This is a genomic window from Methylobacterium sp. J-001, assembly GCF_022829565.1.
Taxonomy (GTDB): Bacteria; Pseudomonadota; Alphaproteobacteria; order Rhizobiales; family Beijerinckiaceae; genus Methylobacterium.
The window spans coordinates 64697-91162 of sequence record NZ_JAKSYN010000196.1; the positions used below are offsets into that span (position 1 = coordinate 64697).

Sequence of the window (26466 nt, forward strand, 5' to 3'; positions counted from 1 at the left end):
GGTTCTCGGGAAACGGCGATGCCCCATCAAACTCGCGGCGCCGCGTCGTCGAACCGACATCCCGGACGAGGCTCCGGCGCGGCCCGATCCTCCGAACGAATGGTTAACGATTGGTAAAGCCCAGGTCCGGTCATTTCCGGACGGGCAGGCGTCCCACCAGCCAGCCGGCCTCGTCGCGCACGAGCAGGGTCCAGGGCGGTCCCGGATGGTCCTCGGCGATCGCGTCGGCCATCTCGGCGATGACGCTGCGCGCCTCGAACAGGGCCTCCGCGAGGTCGGTGGCCTCGACGCCGGTCGTGTCGTGGAACGTGATCTCGGCGTTGGCTAGCTCGAAGTAGAAGCGCGCGGCCAAATGGACTCTCCCCAGCCAAAGTCCCCCGGAGCGTTTGGCCCTGCGATCTTGCCCGCCTAAACACCCCGGCTTCCAGCCCTTAAAGAAGAGAAAAAGACTTAGCTTTTAGGCTGGTTGATCTCGCGCAGGTATCCCGAACATCGCGGGATCTGCGGGGGCTAAGCCAAGCGAGGTATCGCGCCCGGTCTCGTGGCGGCCCCCTCGCGGCCCCCTCGCGGCCCTCTGGCAGCCTGCTGGCGGTCCTCGGGGGGGCGGGGGGGGCCGGCCGGATCATCGCGGCAGGGTACGCCGTCCCGCCGACCGCCCCTACGCCTTAGTCCTGAGGTGCCGCCGCGATGGCCGCGCCGTAGAGCGGGACATCCGGACGTTCGCGGTGCGACGAGGCAAGGACACGGCAAGCATGAACATCACGATGGTCGGGTCGGGCTATGTCGGGCTGGTCTCGGGGGCGTGCCTGGCCGATTTCGGCCACAGGGTCGTGTGCGTCGACAGCAATCGCGACCGGATCGACGCGCTGAAGGCCGGGCGGATCCCGATCTACGAACCCGAACTCGACGCGCTGGTCGCCGAGAACGTCCGCCAGGGCCGGCTCTCCTTCGTCGTCGATCTGGAGGCCGCGGTTGCGGAGGCGGACGCGGTGTTCATCGCGGTGGGCACGCCGTCCCGCCGGGGCGACGGTTTCGCCGACCTGTCCTACGTCCATCAGGCGGCCCGCAGCATCGCCCGGGCGCTGACGCGCTTCACCGTGGTGGTGACCAAGTCGACCGTGCCGGTGGGCACCGGTGACGAGGTCGAGCGCATCATCCGCGAGATCCGGCCGGACGCCGCGTTCGCCGTGGTGTCGAACCCGGAATTCCTGCGCGAGGGCGCGGCGATCTCCGATTTCAAGCGCCCCGACCGCATCGTGGTCGGCACAGAGGATGCCCGCGCCGAGGCGGTGATGCGCGAGGTGTATCGGCCGCTCTACCTGAACGCCGCGCCGATCCTGGTGACGTCCCGGCGCACCGCCGAGCTGACCAAATACGCCGCCAACGCGTTCCTGGCCGCCAAGATCACCTTCATCAACGAGATCGCGGACCTGTGCGAGCAGGTCGGCGCCGACGTCCAGCAGGTCGCCCGCGGCATGGGGCTCGACAACCGGATCGGCGGCAAGTTCCTCCACGCCGGGCCGGGCTATGGCGGCTCGTGCTTCCCGAAGGACACGCTGGCGCTCGTCAAGACCGCCCAGGATGCCGGGACGCCGCTCCGGCTGGTCGAGACCGTGGTGGCGGTCAACGACCAGAGGAAGCGCGGCATGGCCCGCAAGGTGATCCGGGCCTGCGGCGGGGTGCGGGGCAAGACGATCGCGGTGCTGGGCCTGACCTTCAAGCCGAACACCGACGACATGCGCGACGCGCCCGCGCTCGCGATCGTCGCCGGCCTGCAGGATGCCGGCGCGCAGGTCCGCGCCTACGATCCGGAGGGGATGGAGCAGGCCCGGCCGCTCCTGCCCGGGGTCGACTTCGCGCAGGATGCCTACGCGTGCGCGGCGGGCGCGGACGCCCTGGTGATCGTCACCGAGTGGAACGCCTTCCGGGCGCTGGACCTGGCGCGGCTGCGCGCCACGATGCGGGCGCCGATCCTGGTGGACCTGCGCAACGTCTACCGGCCCGAGGAGGCCCGGCAGCACGGGTTCTCCTATAGCAGCGTCGGCCGTGCCGAGGCGCCGGCTTCGGATCGGGAGATTGTCCTGCCGCTCCGCGCCGTCGGCTGAAACGCCTGCCCCGGTCGCCGGATCGGCCGGCCGGGGCAGGCCCAAACAAAGAGCCGTGCCGGATCGCGGCGCGATCGGGCACGGCTCTGTGTCGTCGGGTCTGCGTCAGGCGTCGCTCAGGCCGCCGGAGCCTTCACGGTGGCGAGGCTCGAATCCTCGCGCAGAAAATACTTGTTGGTCAGGTACGCGACCTCGGTCCGGTTCTTCGCCTTCAACTTCTTCATGATGTTGCGGACGTGAACCTTCACGGTGCTCTCGCACATGTTCAGTTCGTAGGCGATGATCTTGTTGGGCGTGCCCTTGCGCAGGGCCCGGGCGACGCAGAGCTGGCGGGGGGAGAAGATCTCGTCCTCGCCGGCCTCGACCGGCTCCTCGACCTTGATGCTGGCCAGCAGCGGGAACAGGCATTCCGCCGGGATGTACACGCCGCCCGCCTGAACGAGCTGGAGCGCCTGCAGCGCGATGTCGACGGAGGTCGTGGTCGGGATGTAGCCCTTCACCCCGAGCTTGATGATGCGCACGATCTGGTCGAGGTTCTCCCCGTCCGAGATCACTGCCACCGGCGGGGCGTCGACCTCGCCCTGCAGCAGCGCCAGCTCCCGGGTGATCTCGGCCCACGCGGCCTCCGAGAGGTTGCCGTCCGGCCGGCACAGCACGACCACGTTGGCGGCCGCGAACGGCGTCTGGCGCTTCCAGCTCTCGATGTCCGGGAAGACCTCGAACACCGTATCCTTGTCGGCTTCCCGGAGGGACGCCGCGAGGCATCGACCGACGAGTTGCCGCCGATCGATGATCACGATGCGGTTCGTGCGGGCCAGGGTCGGGTCCCGCCGCTCGATGACGGCCGGACCGTCACCGCCCTGCATCCCCGAGACCTGCACCCCCGAGACGCCGCTACGGGTCTGGAGACTGTCCCGATCAACGATGATGCGCTCGTCTCGAGTACCAAGACTGGCCATAAGAAGTTACCTCCTTTCGCAGGAAGCCCATTGTCGGACGGTGACTTGGGAACCCAATGACCGCGCCTTGGGCGTGACACTGGTAATTGCGGTCGACTCGGCGCCTTACTGGAAAGGTTCTCGATGACCGCGGATATAATGCTAACTTTCGTAAAATGCGCTGTAAATACCCTGTCAGCGCCTATTTGATTAAATTTCTACGCACGTTAATTCAATCACGGACTACGTACGTAGGGGATCGTTCAATCGGGCGCGACGTCTCGAAAAGATCTTGGCCGATATTCGCTAGGTCTTTTCATGTGTGCGACTGTTCGGCTGGGCATTGCGCCGGTATCGCAGTGACGGACCTCAAGTTTTGGCAGGCGGTAATATCAAGCCCGCAAATCCGGTGTTTCCGTCCATGGGAGTGGCGGTTTCGCGTGACGAATTCAGTCATCGGAATCCGTGTGTGCTGTTCCATTTTGCCGGTTCAGATCCGATTCTAGCCTGCGTGCCGGTCCTGAGCGATAAGGCGCCTAAAGATCAGGTTTCGCCGACTATCGGGTCTATAGGGACTGATTTTTTTAGGCGACTCGACGCATCCGGGCCACATGACGGCCCGTTCGGGGGCGAATCAGAGCCGCGCCGGATGCGGCGATGGGGGGCGATTCGTCGGCGGGCGTCTAAGGTGTCCGGGATCGATCGCGGCGGGGCGCGGAGAGGCCGGCTCGGTCCATCGGGGCCAGGGCTGCCGGATGAGGCGCAACGGTCACCCCGAAGCGCGTCTCCCGCCCCAGCAGAGGGGAGAGCGCGCGCGTGCTGGCTGCGGATAGACGTCCATTGCCGCCGCCGGCGCGTCGGATCTCGTCCCGCGACCCGACGCGCCGGGCCCCTCACGCGACCCGCGCCAGCAGATCCCGCATGCCGTGCGTATCGACGAACTTCGCGGTCTCGCAGGCGAGGAGGCCACCCTGCATCTGCGCGTAGGCTTGGCTGTCGAGGGTGCGCAGGAACGCGATCACCGAGTCCGCCAGCGGCTCCGGGAACGCCCAGCCGAACCCCTCGGCCGCGGCGTAGCGGCCGGTGGCGGTCTCGGCCCGCGCCAGCGTCAGCGCCCCGCACAGGCCGCCCTCGTAGAGCCGGTTCGGCAGCAGCCAGTCCGAGTTCAGCCCGTCATCCAAGTAATCGACCGCCCAACTGAAGTGGACGCCGCCGTAGATGTCGGGCAGCTCGCCCGGATTGGCGTAGGGGCCGCGGAACGCCATGTTCGGATGCCGGCTCAGCGTCGCGGCGAAATCCTGCGGGTCGATATCCTCCTCGGAGAGCCGGCCCGCGATGACGATCCGCACCGAATTGCCGAGCGCCCGCGCGACCGCCGCCAGGATCGTCATGCTCCGGCGGCAGCGCAGCGTGCCGAACCAGCCGATCACCCAGGGCGGCCCTGCGACCCGGCCCCGATCGAGCCGGTGCGCCACCTCGGCGAGGCGGTGGGCCATCACCTTGTTCTCGAGCAGGTGCCAGGGGCCGGAGAAGCCCTGGACCGGCGCGAAATACCGGGTCACGAAGTCCGGCGAGCTGACGACGAGCAGCGCGCTGCGGCCCAGGATCCAGCGCTCGACCGCCCGGGCGATCCGCCCGACCCGGTCCGGCCGCACCATCAGCCGCTGGATGTCGAGCACCTCGTAGACCAGGGGCGCGCGGCTGCCCGCGAGCCGGGCCGAGGCCCAGGCCACCAGGGCCATGTCGAGATTGCGGACATAGACCACGTCGGCGGCGCGCAGGTCGCGCCAGCGCGCGAGCGCCCGGACGATCCCGAGCGCGAGCAGCGGCAGCCGCTTGCCGTAATGCCGGTCCACGGTCTGGCCGAGGGGAACCACGTCGCCGGCGATCACGGGATCGGCCAGGCCGGCCCGCGCCCGCACGAACATGTATTCGACCACCGACCAGCCGGTATCCCGGATGGCGCCGACCCGCTTCCGGATCGTCGGCTCGATCCGGTCATGGCCGAAGAAGGCGACCCGGCCGAGCCGTGCGGTTTCGGGGTGGGTCTGGGTCATGGCGTGTGGCACCAAGCACCGGCCATCCCACCAAACTCCCCCATCGTGAGGTGGCGGAGCGCAGCGGAGCCGTTCAGGGATCCCGCGGTTGAAACACCCCGCGTTTTCCCCTCCCCCTTGCGGGGAGGGGCCAGGGGTGGGGGTGGTGCCGGATGAAACGCGGCGGTGCCTTCTGGGCCACCCCCACCTCCAACTCCTCCCCGCAGGGGGGAGGAGAGCACGTTCAGCCTTCCTTGCGCCGGCGCGCGCTCCGCCTGGCGAAACACCGTCACGCGGAGGCCCCCGAATCGGTGACGTCGGCGGCCGGGCGGCGCCGCCAGGAGCGGGTGAGCCGGATCGGGGCGGCCGCGGCCGTTGTCCGGCGGACTAGGGCGTTCACGATCGTGCCGCGCCGGACCTCCGGGGTGGCGTTGGTCTTGTTGAGCACGACGCCCAGCACGGTGCAGCCGGCGGATTCGAGGTCCTGGACGGCGGCCACCACGTCGTCGATGTTGGTCTTGCCCGCCTCGGCCACGAGGATCATCCCGTCCAGCATGTCGAGGAGCGGCCGGAGCGTCGGCAGCTCGTCCGCCGGGGGCAGGTCGACGATGATGCGGTCGAGATGGGTGCGCTCGTCGCGGACCAGGCCGGCGATGGCCTCCGGGGTCATCAGGTCGCTGAAATGCGGGTCGCCCGGGAGGAGACTGCCGCAGGCGAGCAGGCGGACCTCCCCGAGCGGGTGCCGGACCGCCTCCTCGGTGCCGCAGCGGCCGGCGAGCACGTCGAGCAGCCCGGGCTGGTCGGCGGCCTGGTTGAGGCGCGACAGGGTCGCCTGCCGCACGTCGGCATCGATCAGCAGGATCCGGCTCGCGGTGGCCGAGCGCGAGCGCGCCAGCAGCTGGGCGAAGTTGCTCGCGAAGGTGGTCTTGCCGGTGCCGGCCCCGACCGAGGTCACCCCGATGGCGAAGACCGGGCCGCGGCGGTCGTTGCCGAGCAGATGCGTCTTCAGGCTGTGCAGGCGCTCGACGAAGACCGATTGCGGCATGAACCGCACGGCGCCGGCCTTGAACGCCTCGACGCTCGCCGGCCGCAGGGATTCGCTGGCATGGTTCTGTGCCAGCGACAGGGCGGCCCGGTAGCCCGGCTCGCGCCGCAGCTCGGGCAGCGCAGCCAGGCAGGGCAGGCCTTGGCCGGTGAGCTGTCCCGGCACCCGGAGGGTCCGGTCGAACCAGTGCCGCGCGAAGGCACCGCTCACCCCGAGCCCGGCCCCGACCAGCATGCCGAGCAACACGATCAGGCCGCCGCGCGGCGCGCTTGGGCGCTCCGGGATGCTCGCCGGGGTGATCACGTGGGCGGAGGGCTGCGGGTAGGATTGCTGGTTGACGGCGTCGATGTAGCGGCTGAGCAGGTTCGTGTAGATCTGGTCGTAAGTCTCGGCCGCCCGGTCGAGCTCCTTGGCCTTCACCCGCGCTTCGCTGGTCACGAGCGTCTTCGAGATCAGCGCGTCGAAGGACGCCGTCATGCTGTCCTCCCGGGACTTGGCGACCTCGTAGTCGCGGTCCAGCGAGGCTGCGAGGCGCTCCAGCTCGGCGCGCAGGGACTGCTTGGCCGCCAGCACGTCCTTCTGGATCGCCGTGACCGCGTCATGATCGGAGCCGAGCCGGCGCTTCAGGTCGTCGGCGCGCTGCACCAGGTCGACATACTGCTTGCGCAGCTGGATGATCACCGTGTCCTTGAAGGCCTCGGTGATGCCCGGATCGGCGATGTCGGAGGCGAGCAGCATGTGGATCTGGTCGCGGGTGGCGCGGGCATCCACGGTCCTGGACCGGGCGGAGGCGACCGCGGTGTTCAGCTCCTCAAGCTGCTGCTCGCCCACCAGGCCGCGCTTGCCGAGATCGATGATGGCGTGCTCGGCCTTGTAGGTCTGGGCTTCCCGGGAGGCCTGGCTGGCGCGCTGCTGCATTTCCTTCAGCCGCGGCAGGATCCACTCGCCCGCGACCTTCCAGATCTGCGACCGGTTCTCCAGCTGCGTGGCGACGTAGGCGTCCGCCACCGCGTTCGCGACGGCGGCGGCGGCCGTGGGATTGTCGAGGCTGTAGCCGACCTCGATGACGTAGGCCGCGCCGATGCGGGCGGCTTCCAGGTTCTCGCGCACCGTCCCGGCCTGGCGCTCCTCCGGGCTCACCACGACGCTCGTCTTGGGGGCGGGGGAGAGGCCGATCAGGCCGCCGACGAACAGCTTGACCGCACCCAGCGCTTCGCGGACTTTCGCCACCAGCGGATGCGGCGGCACCGCCAGCTCCTGCGACGGCGGCAGGTTGAGCCGGTGCACGGCGGCCAGGGCGATCTTCTCCGAGCGGATATACTCGACCTGGCTCTCCACCTCGGGGATCTCCAGGGGGGTCGCGGCGCCGGGCGTGTCGCGGGCGGTGACCGGGCTCGACCGGCTCTCGATGTAGACTCGCGCCCGGGCGGTGTAGATCGAGGGGGCGGTGGCGACGTAGAGGATCGCGGCGACGAGGCCGACGCCGCCGAGCGCCAGGATCGACCGCCAGTTCCGCCGCATGATCGTCAGGATCGCGACCTGATCCTCGGTATCGGGCGCCCGCGCCCCGCCCCGCCACGGGCGCGCCGGGCCGACGGGATCGGCCCGCAGGAAGGACGCGCTGGTCGAGTGTCTGTTCATGGCTCTTCCCTCACGCGGCGGGCTTGCGGCTTCACAGGTCGGGTTCGGCGGCAAGAGCCTGAACCGCTGGGCTTTTTCCCTCCCCCTTGCGGAGCGGGGTCAGGGGCGGGGTGGTGCCGGATCGCGCGTCACGGTGCCGTCTGCCCCCCTCCAACGCCTCCCCGCAGGGGGAGGAGCGCGCGTTCCGCCTGTCAGAAGACGATGTGGACAGCGCCGCCGCGGCGGGGGCTCACGTCTGGCGGCGTCAGTTCTGGCCGGTGCCGTCGCCGATGCCCCGCAGGGCGGGATCGGGCTTCAGCACGACCTCCACGACGTCGCCCGGCTGAAGCTCGGTGTCCTCGGCCGCGTCGATGGTGCTGGGGGCGGTCCTGTTGGGGCGGAAGACGGCGATCGACGCCCGCGTGCGGCTGCCGGACAGGAGCTGGGTCCGCAGGGCGCCGGTGTAGACCAGCTTGTCGTTGATGCTGTTCAGGCGGGAGCGCAGGGCGGTCAGGTTGTCTTCCGAGACCTGCAGCTTCTCCATGGCCTCCAGGGCCTGCTGGTCGTCGACCCGCTCGAGCTTGCGGGTCAGCTCGCCCTTGTCGCGCTCGAGCTGAGACACCTGGACGGTGGTCTGGAGCGCCCGGGTCGAGGACAGCAGCACCGCCCGCCGGGCATCGGTCAGGCGGGTCGTCACCACGGCGCCGCGCTGGAACAGGGCGCGGACCGCGTCGTAATCGTCGGCGTCGGCGGTGACGCCCTCCTTCTCCTTGGCCTGCTGCTCGGTCAGGCTGACCAGCTGGCCCTGGGCGCGGGTCAGCGCGCGCTGCAGATGGTCCTTCTCCTTGCCGATATCGGCCATCTGCACGCGCAGCTGCTGCTCGGCGAGCTTCTGCGCGACGCCGGCCCGGGACGGCGGCACGTTGAGGGGCGCCTCCGTGCCGGCGGCGGCCGCCTTCTCGGGCCGCGATCCCGCGATGATCGCCTTCAGCCGCCAGACATTGGCGCTCTCCCGGGCGATGCTCCCCCAGACCGCGTCGTACTCGGCGCGCAGGTTGGCGCTCTCGACCACCGGATTCTCCATCCGGAACCGCAGGAGGTTGTAGCCGCCGGCCAGAGCCACCGCCTGCCGGACGGTCATGCCCGGATGGAACGGGTGCTCGCCCTGCTTGGTCACGTCGCCGCTCAGGTAGACCGGCTGGTACTTGGCGATTCGCACCCCGATCTCGTCGGGCTCGATCACGGCGATCGATTCGCGCCCGTCGGAATTGCGCTGCCGCACCGCCTTGGCGGGCAGCGCCTTCTGGAGGGCCTTGCGCAGCTCCGCCACGGTCAGCCCGGCCGCCGGCACGTCGCCGAGCAGCGGCACCATGACGGAACCGTCGATCCCGACCGTCGCCTCCTGCTTGAATCCGGGGATGCTGAGCGCCGTCACCTCGAGGGTGTCGCCCGCCGAGATCCGGTATTCGGCGGAAGCCGGATTGACGCCGCAGGCCAGCAGCACAGCCGCGCTCGCCGCGAAGGCTCTTCGCAGCGAAGCGCCCCGGCGGGCGGGCATTACGGCGAAGAGTTCGGAACGTGCCGGACGGGACCAGGTCTTCACGCGTCGTCCCTTCATGCTCGGGCGCAGGTCATCCCGCATGATGCGCGGCGGCCCAGCGCGCCGGGACTCGTCCAAAAGGACACCGGCCGCACCGCCCGACGCCCCGCTCTGCGCCTTTCGAGGTAGGGCTTTCCGGCCCGGGTCACCCCGGGGGAGGGCGGTTCGCCTTTCGGGGGAGCAACAATATCGAAAGCCTGGGTTCCCGATTGTCCACAGCTCCGCGCAGTTTTGCCGTACAGAAGTTCGGCGGAAGGAGCTGCGGGGATGCCGATTACCGATGCGGATATTGGGCGGGACGTGGGTATATTCTACCCGGATCTCGTTAATATTTACGGATGTGAAATAAAGACCGGATCGCGCATCGGCCCCTTCGTCGAGATCCAGCGGGGCAGCATCATCGGCCCCCGCTGCAAGATCTCTTCGCACAGCTTCATCTGCGAAGGCGTCTTCATCGGCGCGGAAGTCTTCGTCGGCCACGGCGTGGTCTTCACCAACGAGCGCTACCCCGAGGCGACCAACCCGGACGGCAGCCTCAAGCGCGACGGCGACTGGGAGCTCGTCGAGACCGTGGTCGGCGACGGCGCCTCCATCGGCTCCAACGCCACCATCGTGGCCGGCATCACCATCGGGGAGGGCGCCCTGGTCGGCGCCGGCGCCGTCGTGACCCGCGACGTCCCGCCCTACGCCATCGTGGCCGGATGCCCCGCCCGGGTCATCGGCGACACGCGCCAGAAGCGCGCGCGATCCCGCCGGCCGTCCGCGGCCAAGCCTCTGCAGATCGCTTGAGGGGACACACGCCCATGATCGCCATCGGAATCGTCGGCTACGGCTATTGGGGGCCCAACCTGGCCCGCTGCACGTCGGAGACCGAGCAGTGCCGGCTTGCGGCCATCGCCGACCAGTCGCCCGCGGCCTTGGCCCGGGCGGGGAAGCGCTATCCCGCCGCCGAGCTTCATCAGGATTGGCACGACCTCGTCGCGGATCCCCAGATCGACGCCGTGATGGTGGCGACCCCGGTCAGCTCGCATTTCGAGATCGCCATCAACGCGCTCCGGGCCGGCAAGCACGTCTTCATCGAGAAGCCGATCACGGCCTCGGCCACCGAGGCGCGGCTGCTGATCGCGGAGGCGGCCAAGCGCAACCTGACTCTCATGGTCGATCACACCTTCGTCTACACGGGGGCGGTTGAGAAGATCCATGAACTGGTCACGGACGGCTCGCTCGGCGACGTCTTCTACTACGACTCGACCCGGGTCAATCTCGGCCTGTTCCAGCGCGACGTGAACGTGATCTGGGATCTCGCGGTCCACGACCTCGCCATCCTCGACCACATCCTGGACGCCGCGCCCGTGGCGATCTCGGCGAGCGGCACCGGCCATTTCAGCGGCCGCCCCGAGAACATGGCCCACATGACCGTGTTCTACCCGCGCGGCGTCGTCGCACAGATCAACGTCAACTGGCTGGCCCCCGTGAAGGTCCGGCAGACGCTGATCGGCGGCAGCAAGAAGATGATCGTCTACAACGACTTGGACCCGATCGAGAAGGTCAAGGTCTACGATCGCGGCGTCACCGTCGGCGACGGCTCCGGGGACATCACCGAGCTGATGGTCTCGTACCGGACCGGGGACATGTGGTCGCCGCACCTCTCCTTCCGCGAGGCGCTCGTCGTCGAGATCGAGCACTTCGTCGACTGCATCGCCACCGGCAAGGCGCCGAAGACCGACGGCCACAGCGGCTTGCGCGTGGTCGAGATGCTCGAGGCCGCCATGCGCTCCCTGCGCCAGAACGGCCACCCGATCGACCTCATGCCACTTGCGAGGGCCTCGTGATCCCGTTTCTCGACCTCAAGGCGCAATATGCCGCCGTCGGCGGCGACGTCGAGACCGCCGTCCTGAACGTCCTGCGCAGCGGCGACTTCGTCCTCGGGCCGGCCGTCACCGCCTTCGAGGCGGCCTTCGCGAAGGCCTGTGGCGCCAAGCACGCCGTGGCCGTCAGCAGCGGCACCGCAGCGCTCCATCTCGCGCTGCTGGCCCTGGATATCGGCCCGGGCGACGAGGTGATCACGGTCTCGGCGACCTTCGTGGCGACGGTCGCGGCCGTGATCTACGCCGGCGCGACGCCGGTCCTGGTCGACATCGACCCGGTGAACTGGACCATGGATCCGGCCCTGGTCGAGGCGGCGATCACGCCCCGCACCAAGGCGATCCTGCCGGTGCACCTGCATGGGCGGATGGCGGATCTCGACGCGCTCGGCGCCATCGCCCGGCGCCACGGCCTCGCCCTGATTGAGGACGCCGCCCAGGCGCATCTGGCCGAGCGCGGCGGCCGGAAGGCCGGCACGATCGGGGATATCGGCTGCTTCAGCTTCTACCCCGGCAAGAATCTCGGCGCTTACGGCGAGGGCGGTGCCATCGTCACGGACCGGGACGACCTCGCCGAGGCGGTGCGGTGCCTGCGCGACTGGGGCCAGCAGGGCAAGTACAACCACGTCAGGCACGGCTTCAACCTGCGCATGGACGGGGTCCAGGGTGCGGTGCTGGGCACCAAGCTCCCCTACTTGGAGGGCTGGACCCGGGCCCGGCAGGCGGTGGCGGCCGAGTACGGCGCGCGCCTCACGGGCCTCGGCCTCGACCTGCCGGGGCCGGCCGGACGCGACCACGCCTTCCACGTCTACGCGGTCAGCACCCCCGATCGCGAGGGCCTGCGCCAGCACCTTACCGAGGCCGGGGTCGCCACCGGCATCCACTACCCCGTCCCGGTCCACAGGCAGCCCGCCTACAGCCATCTCGATGACGGAGCCGGCCGCCTGCCGGTCACCGAGCGGCTGGCCGCCCGGACCCTGTCCCTGCCGATGTTCCCGGAACTGACGACCAGCCAGATCGACAGCGTCTGCCGGGCCGTCTCGAGCTATTGCGAGGTCGCCGATGCCCAAGCTGCGTGAGGTCACCAAGGGAAGCCGCTTCGGCGGCGACCTGCGCGGGACCCGGATCCTCGTCACCGGCGGATCCGGCTTTATCGGCTCCCACATCATCGACCTGCTGGTCGAGGCCGGCTGCGACGAGATCGTGGCCATCGACAACATGGTTCGCGGGCGCCCCGAGAACCTGAAGGACGCCCTCGGCTCGGGCCGTGTCCGGCTGGTGCAGGGCGACATCCGCGACCGGGCCCTGATGGACAGCCTGGTCAAGGGCACCGACGTGGTGTTCCATCAGGCGGCCCTGCGGATCACGCAATGCGCCGCCGAGCCGCGTCAGGCCTTCGAGGTGATGGCGACCGCGACCTTCGACCTGCTGGAGCGCTGCGTCGAGGCCGGCGTCGCCAAGGTGGTGATGGCGTCCTCGGCCTCGGTCTACGGCATGGCCGAGAGCTTCCCGACCACGGAGAAGAATCACCCCTACGACAACCGCACCCTCTACGGGGCCGCCAAGTCTTTCGGCGAGGGCCTGCTGCGCTCGTTCAACGACATGTACGGGCTGGACTACGTCGCCCTGCGCTACTTCAACGCCTACGGGCCGCGCATGGACCTGACCGGCCGCTACACCGAGGTGATGGTGCGCTGGATGCAGCGCCTGGCCGAGGGCCAGTCCCCGATCGTGTTCGGCGACGGCCTCCAGACCATGGACCTCGTCCATGTCCGCGACATCGCCCGGGCCAACATCCTGTCGGCGACCGCGCCGGCCACCGACGTGGTGCTCAATGTCGGTACCGGCGTGGAGACCTCGCTGGTCGATCTGGCCGGCCATCTCACCCGGATCATGGGCCGGGAGGGCACCCCGCTCCTCCACGAGGCCGAGCGCGCCGTGAACCCGGTGCCCCGGCGCCTGTGCGACACCAGCCTCGCCCGGGAGCTGATCGGCTTCGAGGCCGAGATCGGGGCGGCCGAAGGCCTCGCCGACCTGGTGGCCTGGTGGAGCGACGAGGCCGGTTCGGATCACCTGAGGCGGGCGCTCGCATGATCCCGATCGCGAAACCCGATGTCGGCGAGCCGGAGGCGGAGGCCGCCGCCGCCGTGGTCCGCTCCGGCTGGCTGACCCAGGGGCCGCAGGTCGCGGCCTTCGAGGCGGAGTTCGCCGCGATCGTCGGCGCCCCCCATGCCTGCGCGGTCTCGAACTGCACCACGGCGCTGCATCTCGCGCTGCTGGCCGCCGGGGTCGGACCCGGCGACGAGGTGGTGACGGTGAGCCACAGCTTCATCGCCACCGCCAACGCCATCGCCCAGTGCGGGGCGACGCCGATCTTCGTCGATATCGACCCGGCGACCTTCAATTTGGCCCCGGAGGCCGCCGCCGCGGCGGTGACCGAGCGGACAAAGGCGATCGTCTGCGTCCACCAGATGGGCATGCCCTGCGACCTCGAAGCCATCGTGGCGATCGGGCGCCGCTCCGGGATCCCGGTGATCGAGGACGCGGCCTGCGCGATCGGCTCCGAGCGGCTCCAGGGCGATGTCTGGCGGCCGATCGGCGGCGGTGGGGGTGGGATGACGGGCGACGTCGCCTGCTTCTCGTTCCACCCTCGCAAGGTCCTGACCACCGGTGACGGCGGCATGATCACCACGGCCAATCCCGACTGGGACCGCAAGTTCAGGCTGTGGCGCCAGCACGGGATGAGCGTGTCCGACGTGGCGCGCCACGGCAGCGCCAAGGTGGTCGCCGAGGCGTACACGGTCGCGGGCTACAATTACCGGATGACCGATGTGCAGGCCGCCATCGGCCGCGCCCAGCTCACCCGGCTGCCCGGACTGATCGCCCGTCGGCGCGCCCTCGCGGACGGCTACCGGGCGCGGCTCGCGGACCTGCCGGAGGTGACGCCGCCGCCCGAGCCGATCGGCTCGCGCAGCAACTGGCAGAGCTTCTGCATCCGCCTGCCGGAGGCGGCCGACCAGGGCGCCGTGATGCAGGCGATGCTTGACCAGGGCATCGCCACCCGCCGGGGCATCATGTGCGCCCATCTGGAGCCGCCCTATGCCGAGGCGCCCCGGCGCTTCGCCCTGCCGGAATCGGAGCGGTCGCGCGACCACGCGATCCTCCTGCCGCTCTACGCCGGCATGGACGACGCCATGCAGGATCAGGTCGTCGCCGGTCTGCGCGCCGCCCTGCTATGATCCCCGGACCGGTCAAGAGCCTCGCCCGGACCGTCGGGCTCACGCGCCCGCGGGTCGCGGCCGCCCGGATGGCCTGCGAGCGCGCGACCCTGGCGGTCGCCGGGACGCGCCGCGAGCTGCCGGGGGGGCGCATTCTCTGCTACCATTCCCTCGGTCAGCCCGAATGCGGCGTCAACGACGTCGCCCCCGGCCGTTTCCGGCACCAGATCGAGTTGGCCTTGCGCCTCGGCTACCGCTTCGTGCCGGCCGCCACCATCGCCGAGGGCAACGGCGAACCTTGGGACCTCGCGATCACCTTCGACGACGGCTGGCGCAGCGTGCTCGACGCCGCGGAGCCGATCCTGCGCGATCACGGAATTCCCTGGACGCTGTTCGTCGTCTCCGGCTGGCTCGACCGGCCCGGCACCGGCCCGCGCGGGGTCCTGGGCTGGCGCGAGATCGAGGCCCTGGCCTCGGCCGGCGTCGAGATCGGGAGCCATTCCGTCACGCATCCGGATTTCGGGCGGATCGGCGCCGACCGGGCGGCCGAGGAGCTGGACGCCTCGCGCCGGGCGATCGGGGCCCGGCTCGGCATCCGGCCGGACAGCTTCGCGATCCCGCTGGGACAGTCGGCGAACTGGACACCCGCCGCCGCCCGCGCCGCCCAGCAGGCCGGCTACCGGATCGTCTACGCGCAGGCCGTGGAGACGCGGCCGCTAGGGACCGTCGGGCGCAGCTTCGTCACGCATTTCGACAACGATCTCGTCTTCGGCGCCCTGCTGAAGGGCGCCTACGATGCCTGGGAAGAATGGACATGATCCGGCCCGCGCCCCGCCCCACGGTGTCCGTGGTGGTCCCCACCTGCAACCGGGCGTCCCTGCTGCGTGAGGCCCTGGCCAGCATCCGCGCCCTGGAAGGGCCCGATCTCACCTTCGAGATCATCGTGGGCGACAACGGCCGGCCGGGGCCGGGCGCCGAGGCTGCCGCGGAATTCGGCGCCATCCACATCCCGGTCGACCGTCCCGGTGCGGGGGCCGCCCGCAACGACGCCCTGCTCAAGGCCAGCGCACCCTCCATCGCGTTCCTCGACGACGACGACGTCTGGCAGCCAGGCCATATCCGTCCCCATCTCCAGCGGCTGGAGGCGGAGCCGGATCTCGGGATCGTCTTCGGACAGGTCGTCACCACCTCCCAGGACCTGGACCCGGTCTACGGACCCTGGCCGGCGGAACTGCCGGCGGAGGCGCCCGCGCTGCTGCGCCGGATGCTGAGCGGCTACTTCCCACAGGTCGGCGCGACCGTTGTGCGCCGGAGCCTCGTCGACAGCGTCGGCCTGTTCGACGAGGCGCTACTCGGCGATCAGGATTGGGACTGGCAGATCCGCGCGGTCCGCCGACACCGGGCCGGCTTCGTCGCCGTGCCCTGCGTGCATTTCCGGCAGCGGCCGGCCGGGACCTTCGACAGCCTGATCGCCCGCCGGATCCACTTCACCCGGCTGGTCTTCCGCCGGCATGTGCCTGCGCTCGGCGTCTCGCGCCTCGCGGCCCTGCGCCTCTATTTCGCGGCCGTGCAAGGCTATTACGAGGCTTTCCTCGATGGCGCCCAGGCCCATGCGGCCCGCGGCGACCGACGCGCCGCCGCGGGCGCGCTTTTCTCCGCCTTCCGGCTGATGCCGCACCGCGCGATCAAGGACGCGCTCCGGCCGACGCACCTGCGCGAAGCCCTGCTGGCTGTCGCCCAGGCGAACCGGCCGCTCGCCGCGGCCGGACCGGGGACGCGCTGAAAGGTCGGGCCTTCGCCTCGCTCGGACATCCCAATCTCCGGGGTCTGGGTCGTCGCATGGACGTCCCGGCATCCCCCCGTGCTTCCGGGCTCCGCTGCGCGGACCCAGACTGGCCGGGGGCGTCATACGGATCAAAGAATAGACCCGGGAAACCGTGGGGTTTCTCGGGTCCGAGCTTAGCGTGATGCGATGGTCGCGCCCGATCACCCGGCCCGCAGAAGCCCCGGCCGATCCTTCACGTTGCGCACCAGCCATTCCGGCAGCAGCAGGCGCACCCGCTCCCAGGGGCCGGAAAAATCGCCGGCGCGGCGCAGGGCCGCCCAGGAGGCGATGCGCTGCCGGAGGGGCAGCATGCCGATGTAGTTCTTGGTCATGCCCGAGACCGGGAAATCCGAGCCGAACATGTCCTGGTGGCGCAGGTCGGGCTCGCCGAGATGGGGCATCTCGGCCGGGACCGGCCCGGAATCCGGCGTTAGCCGGGGCAGCGCCTGCGCCTCGGAATAGACGGCGTCGAGGCCGGCAAGCCAGCTCGCCGGCGCGTAGAGCCGCGCGATGGCGGCACTGATCTCGGCGCCCGCGGCCTCGCGGGCGTCTGCGTCGGTGATCAGCGCTGTCAGGTGGGCCTCGTACTCAACCTGGTCGCGGGCGACCCGGGCCGTGGCGTCGAGCCCCGGATGGTTGATCGCGACGATCTCGGCCGCCTCGGGCGCCTCGAAGCGCGTCACCAGCGGCAGGCCGTAGGCGGCGGCTTCGAGCATCGAGGTCGAGGAAACGAACGGGTAGGAATCCACGTAGATGTCCGCCGCCTCGAAGAAGACCCGCGGGTCCGACAGCTCCGCATGAGCCGTGATGCGCCCGCCCGTGGCGGCCTGGGCCGGGCCCCAATCCGCCCGTTCGCCGGCGCCGACCACGATCAGCCGGGCGTTCGGGTGCGCGGCCAGGAGGTCGATATGGCGGTCGGCGTAGGTCACCGGCCCGACATTGCGGTACTTCGCGCCCCGCGCCACCGAGACCAGGAGGACTTCGTCCTCTGGGATGCCGAGGGCGCGCTTGGCCTCAGCGCGGCTTCGCTGGCGCTCGGGCAGGGTGATCAGGGTCGGGAGGAGGAGGCTCCGGGCCGGATCGACGCCGCGCCGCGCGATCGCGAGCCGGCGGGCGGCCTCGCGCAGGTTGACGACAGCGTGGCTGATCCGCGTCCCGATCCAGAACAGGTGATCGGCGTGGTTGAGCAGGATAACCGGCGGGTGCCGACCCGGATCCGCGAACGCGATCAGCGGGACCACGTCCTCGCAATGGATGTGCAGGACGACGACGTCGTAATCCCGCGCGATTCGGCGCAGCTCGCGCGCCCAGGCCAGCTTGCCGCCGTGACGGTGGTTCAGGTGGTGGATCGTGCCGCCGCTCGCGCGCACCGCCTCGGTGATCCGCGCATCGACCGGTCCCCGGTGCTGGGTCAGGGCGAGCCCGTTGGTCCGGTGGGCATCGGCGCCGATCCAGAGCGCCAGCATCTTGGTGAGGCCGCCCACCGGGGCGAGCTGCGTGCAGACGTGCAGGACGCGCCGGAACGGGACCGGCTCCGGGGCCGGGCCGTGATCGGCTTCCGGCTCGAGCCGCCGGCCGATCTCGGCCATCATGCGCTCCAGGCGCGGGCTCGCGAACACGCCACAATGGCGATGCGCCGCCATCGTCGCCGCGATGGCGGCCTCGACGGCGGCGCCTTCCAGGTCGCCGGAGGCCGCGAGGCGCTCCGCTTCCCGCACCCGGGCATCGAAGGCCGAGAAGTTCGCCCGGATCCGCCCGGCGCGCCGGGCGGCCTCGTCGTCGATCCATCCATTCCCGTCCTGATGGAGTCCTGATGCGATCGTGGCCATCGTGCCCTCCGGGCTTCAGCGATGCGGTGCTGGGTCCGCAGCCCAGGTGCCGGGCTGGTGGAAGACACCGAACGCGTCGGGCGCGAGGACCGGGTGCTCCACGTGGAAGCGGGCGCCGATCTGAGCGGCGAGCAGGCGCTCGAAGCCCCGCTGCCGGACCACCGTCGAGACCGTGTAGGTGTCCGCGGTCAGCGTCAGCGGCGGCGTCAGCAGCTCGATCGTGCCCTCGCCCGACAGGGTCGGCAGCTTGGCGCGGTCCGTCATCGTGCTGAAGTTGCAGCAGAGCAGCTCGTCCGACCGCGTGACCGAGAACAGGACATGCGGGTCGGTGATCGGCTCGGAGGCTGTGTAGCGCGCCGTGATCCGCATCCGCTCGCCGTGCCGGAACAGCGTCTTCGGTGCCCCGGATTCATCGGCGATCACGACGTCCCGGATCTCCACCGGCTGGCGGCCGCCCTCCGGCCGGAACCACGGCGCGTCGGCGAGGTAGCTGTCCTGCTCGTAGTGGCGCAGGCCCTCGTCGGTGGGGCCATCGAAGGCGACGCGGCCGTTCTTGATGTAGATGACCCGCTCGCACATGGTCTTCACGCTGAACATGTTGTGCGAGACGAGCAGGATGGTCGAGCCCTTGGTCTGCAGGCGCCGGGCGAAGTCGATGCACTTCTTCTGGAAGGTGTAGTCGCCGACCGCCAGGACCTCGTCGAGGAGCAGGATGTCGGGCTCGAGATGGGCGGCGACCGAGAAGGCCAGCCGGACATACATGCCGCTGGAATAGCGCTTCACCGGCATGTCGATGAACTCGCCGATCTCCGAGAACGCGACGATCGCGTCGAACTTCTCCGCGATCTCGTGGCGGTGCATGCCCAGGATCGAACCGTAGAGAAAGATGTTCTCGCGCCCCGTGAGCTCCCGGTGAAAGCCGGTGCCGACTTCGAGCAGGGCGCCGACCCGGCCGACCAGCTTGATGCTGCCCGTGGTCGGTGCGGCGATCCGCGAGATGAGCTTGAGCAGGGTGCTCTTGCCCGCTCCGTTCATCCCGATGATGCCGACATTCTCGCCGTGCTTGATGCCGAAGCTGACATCCTTGAGGGCCCAGAAGCCCTCCTTGGACGGGCGCGCATGGGACTTGCGGGTCAGCAGGCCCCGTGCGCCCTCGATGAGCGCCTCGCGCAGGGAGTTGTCGTGCGTGGCCCGCGGGGCGCGCCAGTATTGCTTGCCGATATCTTGTACGCTGATCGCCATCGACATCAGATTACATCCGCGAAGGAGCGCTCCATGCGCTGAAAGAAGATCAGTCCGGTGAGCAGCAGCACGGATGCGACCGTGACCGAGACGGCGAGCGCGAACAGGTCGGGGGCAGTTCCACCGAGGATCGAGAAGCGGAACGCCTCGATCAGCCCGACCATCGGGTTGAGCGCGTAGACCCAGCGCACCGAGTCGGGGACGATGCTTGCCGCGTAGACGATCGGCGAGGCGTACATCCAGATCTGGATGAGGAACGGCAGCGTGTGCTTGACGTCCCGGAAGCGGACGTTGACCGGCCCGAGCCAGAGGCTGACCCCGAGCGCCAGGACCGCCGTGACGGCGAGCGTCGGGATCGCGAACACGATGTGCCAGCTCGGCACCACTCCGTAGGCGAACATCAACACCAGCAACACCACGAGGGCGATGGCAAAGTCGACCATCGGCGACACCACGGTGGCGAGCGGGATCACCAGGCGCGGAAAGTAGATCTTGCGGATGAGCTCCGCCTCGGTGACGAGGCCGGTGGCGCTCCGGCGCACCGCCTCGGCGAAGTAGGTCCACAGGATGATGGCGCTGCCGGCAAACAGCGCGTAGGGCGCCCCGTCGGTGGGGATCTTGGCGAAATGGCCGAAGATGACGGTGAAGATCGCCACCGTGAACAGCGGCTGCGCAATGGCCCAGCAGGCGCCCAGGGCGGTCTGGCGATAGAGCACTTTCAGATCCCGCAGGATCAGGACCCACAACAACCCGCGATACTGCCAGACGCTCGCGGCATCGAAGGCGAGGAGCTGATGATCCGGAAGGATTTCGGTGACCGGCATCGCGGTCGGTTCTGATCGCGGCACGGTCAGGCCGTGTTTCGGCGCATCGAGCGCAAGCGCGTCCAAAGAGTCCATCATTCCAGGCAGTCCCGCACGACGATCGGTGCTTGCGGGATCCGCTCGCGACGCTTGGCGGCCGGATCGGCGATCCCACTGAGCCGGGCTATCACCCCGGTCATCCGGCACGAATTACATCTTTCGTCGTACCGAGCCTCCCGACTGAAGAGGTGGTTGTCGTTAACCACCGTATTGATTGCCTATGAGGACAGAAGAGACCCCGGGCGCGGGACGTCGTCTTTGTCGAGACCGGCTCGGCCGGCCCGGACACGCGTGCCGGGCGTACGAGCCGTCCTCACCGAGGCGTTGCGCTTCCGCCGGAACGGGGCCCCGCGGATCCGACAGAAGATCGGGTCCGGTTCTCAGGAGCACCGCCATGCAGGACGCTTCGGTCGATGGCTCGGACGGCGCGGGCATCCCGCTCGTGACGATCGCCATGCCGGCCTTGAACGAGGCCCGGCACATCGCGGAGGCGATCCGCTCGGTGCTGCCGGCCTCGGACACGCTCGCGTGCGAATTGCTGGTGATGGACGGCGGCAGCAGCGATGCGACCTGCGCCATCGTCCGGGCGATGAGCGTCGAGGATCCCCGGATCCAGCTGATCCACAACCCCCGCCGCATCCAGGCCTCGGCCCTCAACCTCGCGGCGCGTCTGGCGCATCCGGGCGCGACCTATCTCGTGCGCGCCGACTGCCACGCCGCCTATCCCGAAAACTGGGTTCGGGACTTGGTGCAGACGATCCGCCTGCGGGAGGCGGTCTCGGTGGTCGTGCCCCTGCGGACCATCGGGGTGACGCCGCTGCAGAGGGCCATCGCGGCTGCCCAGAATAGCCGGCTCGGCAATGGCGGGTCGGCGCACCGCCTGGGCGGGATCTCGGGCTACGTCACCCACGGCCACCACGCCATCTTCGACCGGCGCGAGTTCCTGCGGGTTGGCGGTTACGACGAGAGCTTTTCCCACAACGAGGATGCCGAGCTCGACCGCCGGTTCTGCGCGGCCGGCGGCAGGATCTATCTCGCAGCCGATCTCGCCGTGACCTACTACCCCCGCGCGACCCTGCTCAGCCTGACGCAACAATACTTCCAGTATGGTCGCGGCTGTGCCCGGACCCTCGAGAAGCATGCCAGCCTGCCGCGGCTGCGCCAGATGCTGCCGCCCCTGGTCCTGCTCTATGGAATCAGTGCCCTGGCGCTCGCCACGGTCGCGCCGATGATGCTGGTCCTGCTGGCGGTCTATGCGGGCGGCTGCGGACTGAGCGGCCTCGCTCTGGCGCTGAAGGCGCGGGAGCCGAGTCTGGCCATGAGCGGCTTGGCGGCGATCACCATGCACCTGGCCTGGGCGGTCGGCTTCCTGTCGCACCGAGGCTATCGCCGGACCCTGCTGCGGACTGTGCTGCGCCGGAAACCACCCCTGCTGGGTGTCGCGCCCGGATCGGACCCGGCGAGCGTCAACTGACGGGGTTCCGCGCTCGGATCCTGCGAATCCTGTGTCAGAAGCCGGACGCCGTTCCGTATCCGTCGCCAATTCCTATCCAGGGCTGTGGTCTCGCGCGGCCAAGCCGATTATCGACACGCGCATCTTTCCGGAGCCCGTGGGGCCCGGAACCCGCACCGTGCCGTGACGGCTTTGGAGTGTTGTGACCGTGCCCGACAGGACCCCGCGCCCCGTGATGCTCGTGATCCTCGACGGCTGGGGATTGCGGGATTCGGTCGCCGACAACGCCGTCCATCAGGCGCGCACCCCCGTCTTCGACGCCCTGATGCGGGAGCGGCCCCGGGCGCGCCTGATGACCTTCGGGGCCGATGTCGGCCTGCCCGAGGGGCAGATGGGCAATTCCGAGGTCGGGCACCTCAATATCGGCGCCGGCCGGGTGGTCATGCAGGACCTGCCGCGGATCGATGCCGCCGTCGCGGACGGATCGCTCGCCACCAGCCCGGCGCTCGTCCGGTTCATCGCCGCGCTGCGGGCGAGCGGCGGGACCTGCCACCTTGTCGGCCTGCTGTCGCCCGGGGGCGTCCACGCCCACCAGGACCACGCGGTGGCGCTGGCCCGGGTGATGGTCGAGGCCGGCGTGCCGGTCCGCCTCCACGCCTTCACGGACGGGCGGGACATGCCGCCGCGTTCCGCCGCCAGCTGCTTCGAGACCGTCGAGGCCGCCCTCCCGGAGGGCGCGCGCATCGCCACCCTGTGCGGCCGCTATTATGCGATGGACCGCGACCGGCGCTGGGAGCGGGTATTGATCGCCTACGACGCGATGATTGCGGCGCGCGGCGCCCGGTTTGCGAGCGCCATGGAGGCGATCGCCGCTTCCTACGTGGTCGACCTGTCGGACGAGTTCCTGCGGCCGGCCATCATCGGCGACTATGCCGGCATGAAGGACGGCGACGGTGTGCTGAGCTTCAATTTCCGCGCCGACCGGACCCGGCAGATCCTCGAAGCGCTGCTCGACCCGGCCTTCGCGGGCTTTCCCCGCGCGCGGACGGTCCGGTTCGCCGCCGCCCTCGGGATCGTCCAGTACAGCGTCGAGATCGATGCCTTCGCCGACACCCTGTTCGAGCCCCTCGATCTGCCGAACGGCCTCGGCGAGACCGTGGCCCGGGCCGGGCGCACCCAGCTGCGCATGGCCGAGACCGAGAAATACCCCCACGTCACCTACTTCATGAACGGCGGCCGCGAGGCGCCGTTCGAGGGCCAGGACGCGATCCTGGTGCCGTCGCCGAAGGTGGCGACCTACGACCTGCAGCCGGAGATGTCGGCCGCGGAGTTGACCGACCGGGCCGTGGAGGCGATCGGCTCCGGGCGCTACGACATGATCCTCCTGAATTTCGCCAACCCCGACATGGTCGGCCATACCGGCAGCCTCGCCGCCGCCGTGAAGGCGGTGGAGACGGTCGATGCCTGCCTCGGCCGGGTGGTCGACGCGATCACGGCGAGTGGCGGGGCGCTCCTCGTCACCGCCGACCACGGCAATTGCGAGATGATGCGCGACCCGGAGACCGGTGAGCCGCACACCGCCCACACCCTCAACCCGGTGCCGGTGACGCTGGTCGGCGTCGAGGGCGTGACGCTCTCCGACGGCCGGCTGGCCGACGTCGCGCCGACCCTCCTCGACCTGATGAGCCTCGACCAGCCGGCCGAGATGACCGGCAAGTCGCTGATCAGGCGCTGAGGGGGGCCACGACACGGCGCCTGTCCGGATGCGGGATCGAAGCAACGTCGTCTGAAAGCATCGTCCCGAAAGGTGGCTTCGGGCATTCGGAAAGAGACGATGCTCTAACGCTTGCGCCCGCATAAGGGTTATCGCCGAAGCGGCGACCGATATGGCGCATGATGCGTAGGACATGATTGCCCGGCACAGCCTGATCTATGTCGGCTCGCGCGGCTTCGCCGCCGCCCTGAACATGGCCTCCGTGGCGGTGTTCACCCGGCTCGCGCCGGTGGAGAGCTACGGCATATACCTGTACGTCCTGTCCTGGGCGCTGGTGCTCTACGGGGCCACCTGCCAGTGGCCGAAATTCGCGTTCTTCGCCCTCTACGACGAGGCCCGCGAGCCGGCGCAGGTCGGCACCGTGGTGCGGATCCTGGGCGGCACGCTGCTGCTCGCCGGCCTCGGCAGCGCGCTCGCGGCCGGGCTCGGGCTGGTTTCGGGCCCTATGGCGGCGGCGATCCTGGCGCTCGCCTTCGGCACGACCCTGTTCGAGGGCTCCACCGAGATCGCCCGCACGCGCCTCAAGGCCGGGGCGGTGGCGGCCTCGGTGATGAGCCGGGCGGTGCTGATCCTCGGGCTGGGCAGCCTGGCGCTGCACCTGTCGACCGATCCCCTGCACCTCGCTTTTGCCGTGGCCGCCGCCAACGCGCTCGCCGCGCTGCCGGCCGCGATCACCATCGCCCCGATGATGCCCGGCCGCGGCAGCCGGGCCGAGGCCCTGCGGCTGTTCGCCTATGGCTGGCCGCTGGTGCTGTCCTTCGGGACGGCGGCCCTGGCCCAGAGCCTCGACCGGCTGATCATCGCCAAGACCGTGGGACCCGCGGGGCTGGGCGCCTACGGGGCGCTGGCCGACTTTCTGAAGCAGAGCTTCATCGTGTTCGGCGAGGCGATCGCCCTGTCGCTGATCTCCATTGCCAAGCGCGAGGCGCGGGTGGGCGGCATCGCGGCCGCCTCCGGGGTGCTCAGCGACGCCGCCCGGGCCATGACCCTGATCGCCGCCTTCGGGGCGGTGTTCTTCCTGTGTTTCGACGACCTCGTCGTCGCGGTGCTGCTCGGGCCGGATTACCGGGCGGAGGCGCGCGCGCTCGCTCCGGTGCTGATCCTGGCCAGCATCCTGATGATGTTCCGGGCCTATTATTTCGGCCAGGTGATCTACTTCACCCGCACCAGCCGGCTGGAGGCGGGGGCCGCCCTCGCCACCCTGGCGGCGGTGGCGGCGCTCTCACTGCTGCTGATCCCGACGCTCGGCGCCGCCGGGGCGGCCTTGGCCTTCGCGGGCGGGCAGGCGGCGGCCTGCCTGGTGCTGGTGCTCGGCGCCTACCGGACCGGCACCACGATGCCGCTGCCGCTCGCTGACATGGCAGGCATCGCCGGCGCCGCCCTGGTCTGCGGCACGGTGATGGCCGGGGTCGGCCTGGTGCCGGGGGGCCTGATGCCGCCCGGCCAGGCCCTGCGATTGGTCCTGCTCCTCACTGTGGCCGGGGCGACCGCGTGGCGTTACGACGTGCTCGGTTTCGCCGGGGCGATCCGCCACCGGCTCGCGGTCTGACGGGCGCGCCATGCGGGACACCGCGATCCTCGCCGGCGGCCTGGTGGTTTCTGTCCGTCCCCTCGATCCGGACGCTCCCTGGATCCCGGCCTGGCGGGCCCTCGGTGGGGACACGCATATCCGCAACCCGTTCTACGAGGCCGGCTACGCGCTCGCGGCCGCAAGAGTCTTCGGTGCGGGCGTACGCCTCCTGATCGTCGCAGACCGGCCCCCCGAGGCGCGGGGCGCGCGGTTCCTGGCCGCCTGGCCGTTCCGGGCGTCCTGGCGGCGCTGGGGCGTGCCGCTGCCGGTGCTGATGGGCTGGACCCACGGCTATTGTCCGTTCGGCGCCCCGCTGCTCGCCGCCGCTGACCCGGAGGCTGCGCTCAGTAGCCTCCTCGCCGCGCCGCGGGCGCTCGGGCTGCCGCCGCGGCTGTTCCTGCCGAACGCACCCGCGGATGGCCCTTGGGCCGACCTGCTGGCCACCCGCGGGGCGCGGCAGGCGGCTTACTGGCCCCATGAACGCGGATTGCTCGATCTGACCGGCCGGTCGATGCAGGCGCGGAAAACCTATCTCGACCATCTCTCCGGCAAGCGGCGACGCAAGCTGCGCCTTGCCCGCCAGCGCCTGGAAGCTACGGGTCCGGTCGCCCTCGAAATCCTGGATGCGCCGGCGGCGCTCGACGGCGCCCTCGACGACCACGTCGCCCTGGAGGCGGCGGGCTGGAAGGGCCGCGCCGGCACTGGCCTGGGGCAGCGGCCCGACGAGGTCGCGTTCCTGCGGGCCGTGCTGGCCGATCTCGGATCCGAGGGGCGCGTGCGCGTGGCGCGGCTGCGTCGGGAGGGCCGAATCCTGGCCTCCGCGATCCTGCCGATCACCAGCGCCGAGGCCTGGGTGCTCAAGATCGCCCACGACGAGGCCGACTCGGAGGCCGCCCCCGGGGTGCAACTCGTCCACCGCCTGACCGAAGCGGTGCTGGCCAGGGAGGGCATCGACCGGATCGACCGGATCGACTCCTGCGCCCCGCCGGATTTCGCCCTCGGCTCCACCTTCTGGACGGAACGGCGGCCGATCGCTCACCTGTTGGTCGAGGCCGACCGCGACCCGCTGTTTCCGGTGGCCCGGACCCTGGAGCGTGCCCGCGAGCGCGTGGCGCGGGCACGCCTCACCAGCCGAGGCGGGCGATCTGCGTGAGGCGCGCCTGCGTCGCCGCCTCGTCACGCCCGAGGCGCCCGATTCGCTCGGACAGGGCGTAGCAGGTCGCGCAGAACGGGAGCTGGATCACTGCAAGGCCCTCGCTCCGCGCCCGTCCGACCGAGGCGATCAGGCAGGCGACGACCGGCTCGTCCGCGGGCGTGCCGAGGCAATCGGCCCGTGGGCTTCCGAACACCGGACGGTTCGGCCAAGTCAGCTGAAGCGTCGTGCCGCCGCGCCGGTCCGGGGCCGGCGCCAGGGTGTAGCTGCGCAGGAACAGCCCGCAGGTCAGCAGGACGATTCCGGGCAAGATCAGGGCGGCGCGCATCG

Annotated in this window: 21 protein-coding genes; 12 read left to right on the forward strand and 9 right to left on the reverse strand. The window is 70.2% G+C overall.

Annotation, left to right across the window (positions count from 1 at the left end):
- Nucleotides 1-130: 130 nt before the first annotated feature.
- Nucleotides 131-352, reverse strand: a complete 222-nt coding sequence (locus MKK65_RS23330) for a DUF6894 family protein (protein WP_058191578.1) — start codon at nt 350-352, stop codon at nt 131-133.
- Nucleotides 353-752: 400 nt separating this feature from the next.
- Between MKK65_RS23330 and MKK65_RS23335 the strand changes: the two genes are divergently transcribed.
- On the forward strand, nt 753-2105 hold the full coding sequence (locus MKK65_RS23335) for a UDP-glucose dehydrogenase family protein (RefSeq protein ID WP_243960392.1): 1353 nt from the start codon (nt 753-755) through the stop codon (nt 2103-2105).
- A 116-nt stretch (nt 2106-2221) separates the two neighbouring features.
- On the opposite strand, the gene MKK65_RS23340 is transcribed toward MKK65_RS23335, so the two are convergent.
- The 4 genes from MKK65_RS23340 to MKK65_RS23355 all read right to left on the reverse strand — a co-directional run bounded on the left by MKK65_RS23340 (nt 2222) and on the right by MKK65_RS23355 (nt 9362).
- Complete coding sequence (locus tag MKK65_RS23340; RefSeq protein WP_058191576.1) at nt 2222-3064, reverse strand: response regulator transcription factor; 843 nt, start codon at nt 3062-3064, stop codon at nt 2222-2224.
- Nucleotides 3065-3936: 872 nt separating this feature from the next.
- Entirely contained in the window at nt 3937-5100 is a 1164-nt protein-coding gene (locus tag MKK65_RS23345) for a glucosyl transferase (protein WP_243960393.1), read from the reverse strand.
- Nucleotides 5101-5368: 268 nt separating this feature from the next.
- Entirely contained in the window at nt 5369-7765 is a 2397-nt protein-coding gene (locus tag MKK65_RS23350; RefSeq protein WP_243960394.1) for a GumC family protein, read from the reverse strand.
- 244 nt (nt 7766-8009) lie between these two features.
- Complete coding sequence (locus tag MKK65_RS23355; protein ID WP_243960395.1) at nt 8010-9362, reverse strand: polysaccharide biosynthesis/export family protein; 1353 nt, start codon at nt 9360-9362, stop codon at nt 8010-8012.
- Nucleotides 9363-9611: 249 nt separating this feature from the next.
- Between MKK65_RS23355 and MKK65_RS23360 the strand changes: the two genes are divergently transcribed.
- Genes MKK65_RS23360 through MKK65_RS23390 form a run of 7 tightly spaced genes read left to right on the forward strand, consistent with a single transcriptional unit; the run spans nt 9612 to nt 16210 of the window.
- Complete coding sequence (locus MKK65_RS23360) at nt 9612-10133, forward strand: acyltransferase (RefSeq protein WP_243960396.1); 522 nt, start codon at nt 9612-9614, stop codon at nt 10131-10133.
- Between the two features lie 14 nt (nt 10134-10147).
- Complete coding sequence (locus tag MKK65_RS23365; protein ID WP_058191571.1) at nt 10148-11176, forward strand: Gfo/Idh/MocA family protein; 1029 nt, start codon at nt 10148-10150, stop codon at nt 11174-11176.
- Nucleotides 11173-12288: a DegT/DnrJ/EryC1/StrS family aminotransferase gene (locus MKK65_RS23370; protein ID WP_243960397.1), complete on the forward strand. Its 1116-nt coding sequence runs from the start codon at nt 11173-11175 to the stop codon at nt 12286-12288. Before MKK65_RS23365 ends, MKK65_RS23370 begins: the two co-directional genes overlap by 4 nt.
- Nucleotides 12272-13303 (forward strand): SDR family NAD(P)-dependent oxidoreductase, encoded by a 1032-nt coding sequence (locus MKK65_RS23375; protein WP_243960398.1) that lies wholly within the window; start codon nt 12272-12274, stop codon nt 13301-13303. Before MKK65_RS23370 ends, MKK65_RS23375 begins: the two co-directional genes overlap by 17 nt.
- On the forward strand, nt 13300-14448 hold the full coding sequence (locus tag MKK65_RS23380; RefSeq protein WP_243960399.1) for a DegT/DnrJ/EryC1/StrS family aminotransferase: 1149 nt from the start codon (nt 13300-13302) through the stop codon (nt 14446-14448). Before MKK65_RS23375 ends, MKK65_RS23380 begins: the two co-directional genes overlap by 4 nt.
- On the forward strand, nt 14445-15245 hold the full coding sequence (locus MKK65_RS23385; RefSeq protein WP_243960400.1) for a polysaccharide deacetylase family protein: 801 nt from the start codon (nt 14445-14447) through the stop codon (nt 15243-15245). Before MKK65_RS23380 ends, MKK65_RS23385 begins: the two co-directional genes overlap by 4 nt.
- A complete protein-coding gene (locus MKK65_RS23390) occupies nt 15242-16210 on the forward strand; it encodes a glycosyltransferase family 2 protein (protein WP_243960401.1) in 969 nt (322 codons plus the stop codon). The genes MKK65_RS23385 and MKK65_RS23390 overlap by 4 nt, the downstream gene beginning before the upstream one ends.
- Before the next feature lie 203 nt (nt 16211-16413).
- On the opposite strand, the gene MKK65_RS23395 is transcribed toward MKK65_RS23390, so the two are convergent.
- From MKK65_RS23395 to MKK65_RS23405, 3 genes are read right to left on the reverse strand one after another with little or no spacing between them, the layout of a single operon-like run.
- Nucleotides 16414-18081 (reverse strand): glycosyltransferase, encoded by a 1668-nt coding sequence (locus MKK65_RS23395; RefSeq protein ID WP_243960402.1) that lies wholly within the window; start codon nt 18079-18081, stop codon nt 16414-16416.
- Nucleotides 18082-18096: 15 nt separating this feature from the next.
- Nucleotides 18097-19329, reverse strand: a complete 1233-nt coding sequence (locus tag MKK65_RS23400) for an ABC transporter ATP-binding protein (RefSeq protein ID WP_243960403.1) — start codon at nt 19327-19329, stop codon at nt 18097-18099.
- Entirely contained in the window at nt 19329-20225 is an 897-nt protein-coding gene (locus MKK65_RS23405; protein ID WP_243960404.1) for an ABC transporter permease, read from the reverse strand. The genes MKK65_RS23400 and MKK65_RS23405 overlap by 1 nt, the downstream gene beginning before the upstream one ends.
- A gap of 355 nt (nt 20226-20580) precedes the next feature.
- Between MKK65_RS23405 and MKK65_RS23410 the strand changes: the two genes are divergently transcribed.
- The 4 genes from MKK65_RS23410 to MKK65_RS23425 all read left to right on the forward strand — a co-directional run bounded on the left by MKK65_RS23410 (nt 20581) and on the right by MKK65_RS23425 (nt 26136).
- On the forward strand, nt 20581-21660 hold the full coding sequence (locus tag MKK65_RS23410; protein ID WP_243960405.1) for a glycosyltransferase family 2 protein: 1080 nt from the start codon (nt 20581-20583) through the stop codon (nt 21658-21660).
- A 214-nt stretch (nt 21661-21874) separates the two neighbouring features.
- Nucleotides 21875-23374, forward strand: a complete 1500-nt coding sequence (gpmI, locus tag MKK65_RS23415) for a 2,3-bisphosphoglycerate-independent phosphoglycerate mutase (protein ID WP_243960465.1) — start codon at nt 21875-21877, stop codon at nt 23372-23374.
- A gap of 172 nt (nt 23375-23546) precedes the next feature.
- Entirely contained in the window at nt 23547-24962 is a 1416-nt protein-coding gene (locus tag MKK65_RS23420; RefSeq protein ID WP_243960406.1) for a lipopolysaccharide biosynthesis protein, read from the forward strand.
- A 10-nt stretch (nt 24963-24972) separates the two neighbouring features.
- The gene (locus MKK65_RS23425) at nt 24973-26136 is read left to right on the forward strand and encodes a GNAT family N-acetyltransferase (RefSeq protein ID WP_243960407.1); all 1164 of its coding nucleotides are present in this window, start codon (nt 24973-24975) and stop codon (nt 26134-26136) included.
- On the opposite strand, the gene MKK65_RS23430 is transcribed toward MKK65_RS23425, so the two are convergent.
- Entirely contained in the window at nt 26108-26464 is a 357-nt protein-coding gene (locus MKK65_RS23430) for a hypothetical protein (RefSeq protein ID WP_243960408.1), read from the reverse strand. The genes MKK65_RS23425 and MKK65_RS23430 overlap by 29 nt on opposite strands.
- Nucleotides 26465-26466 lie beyond the last annotated feature (2 nt).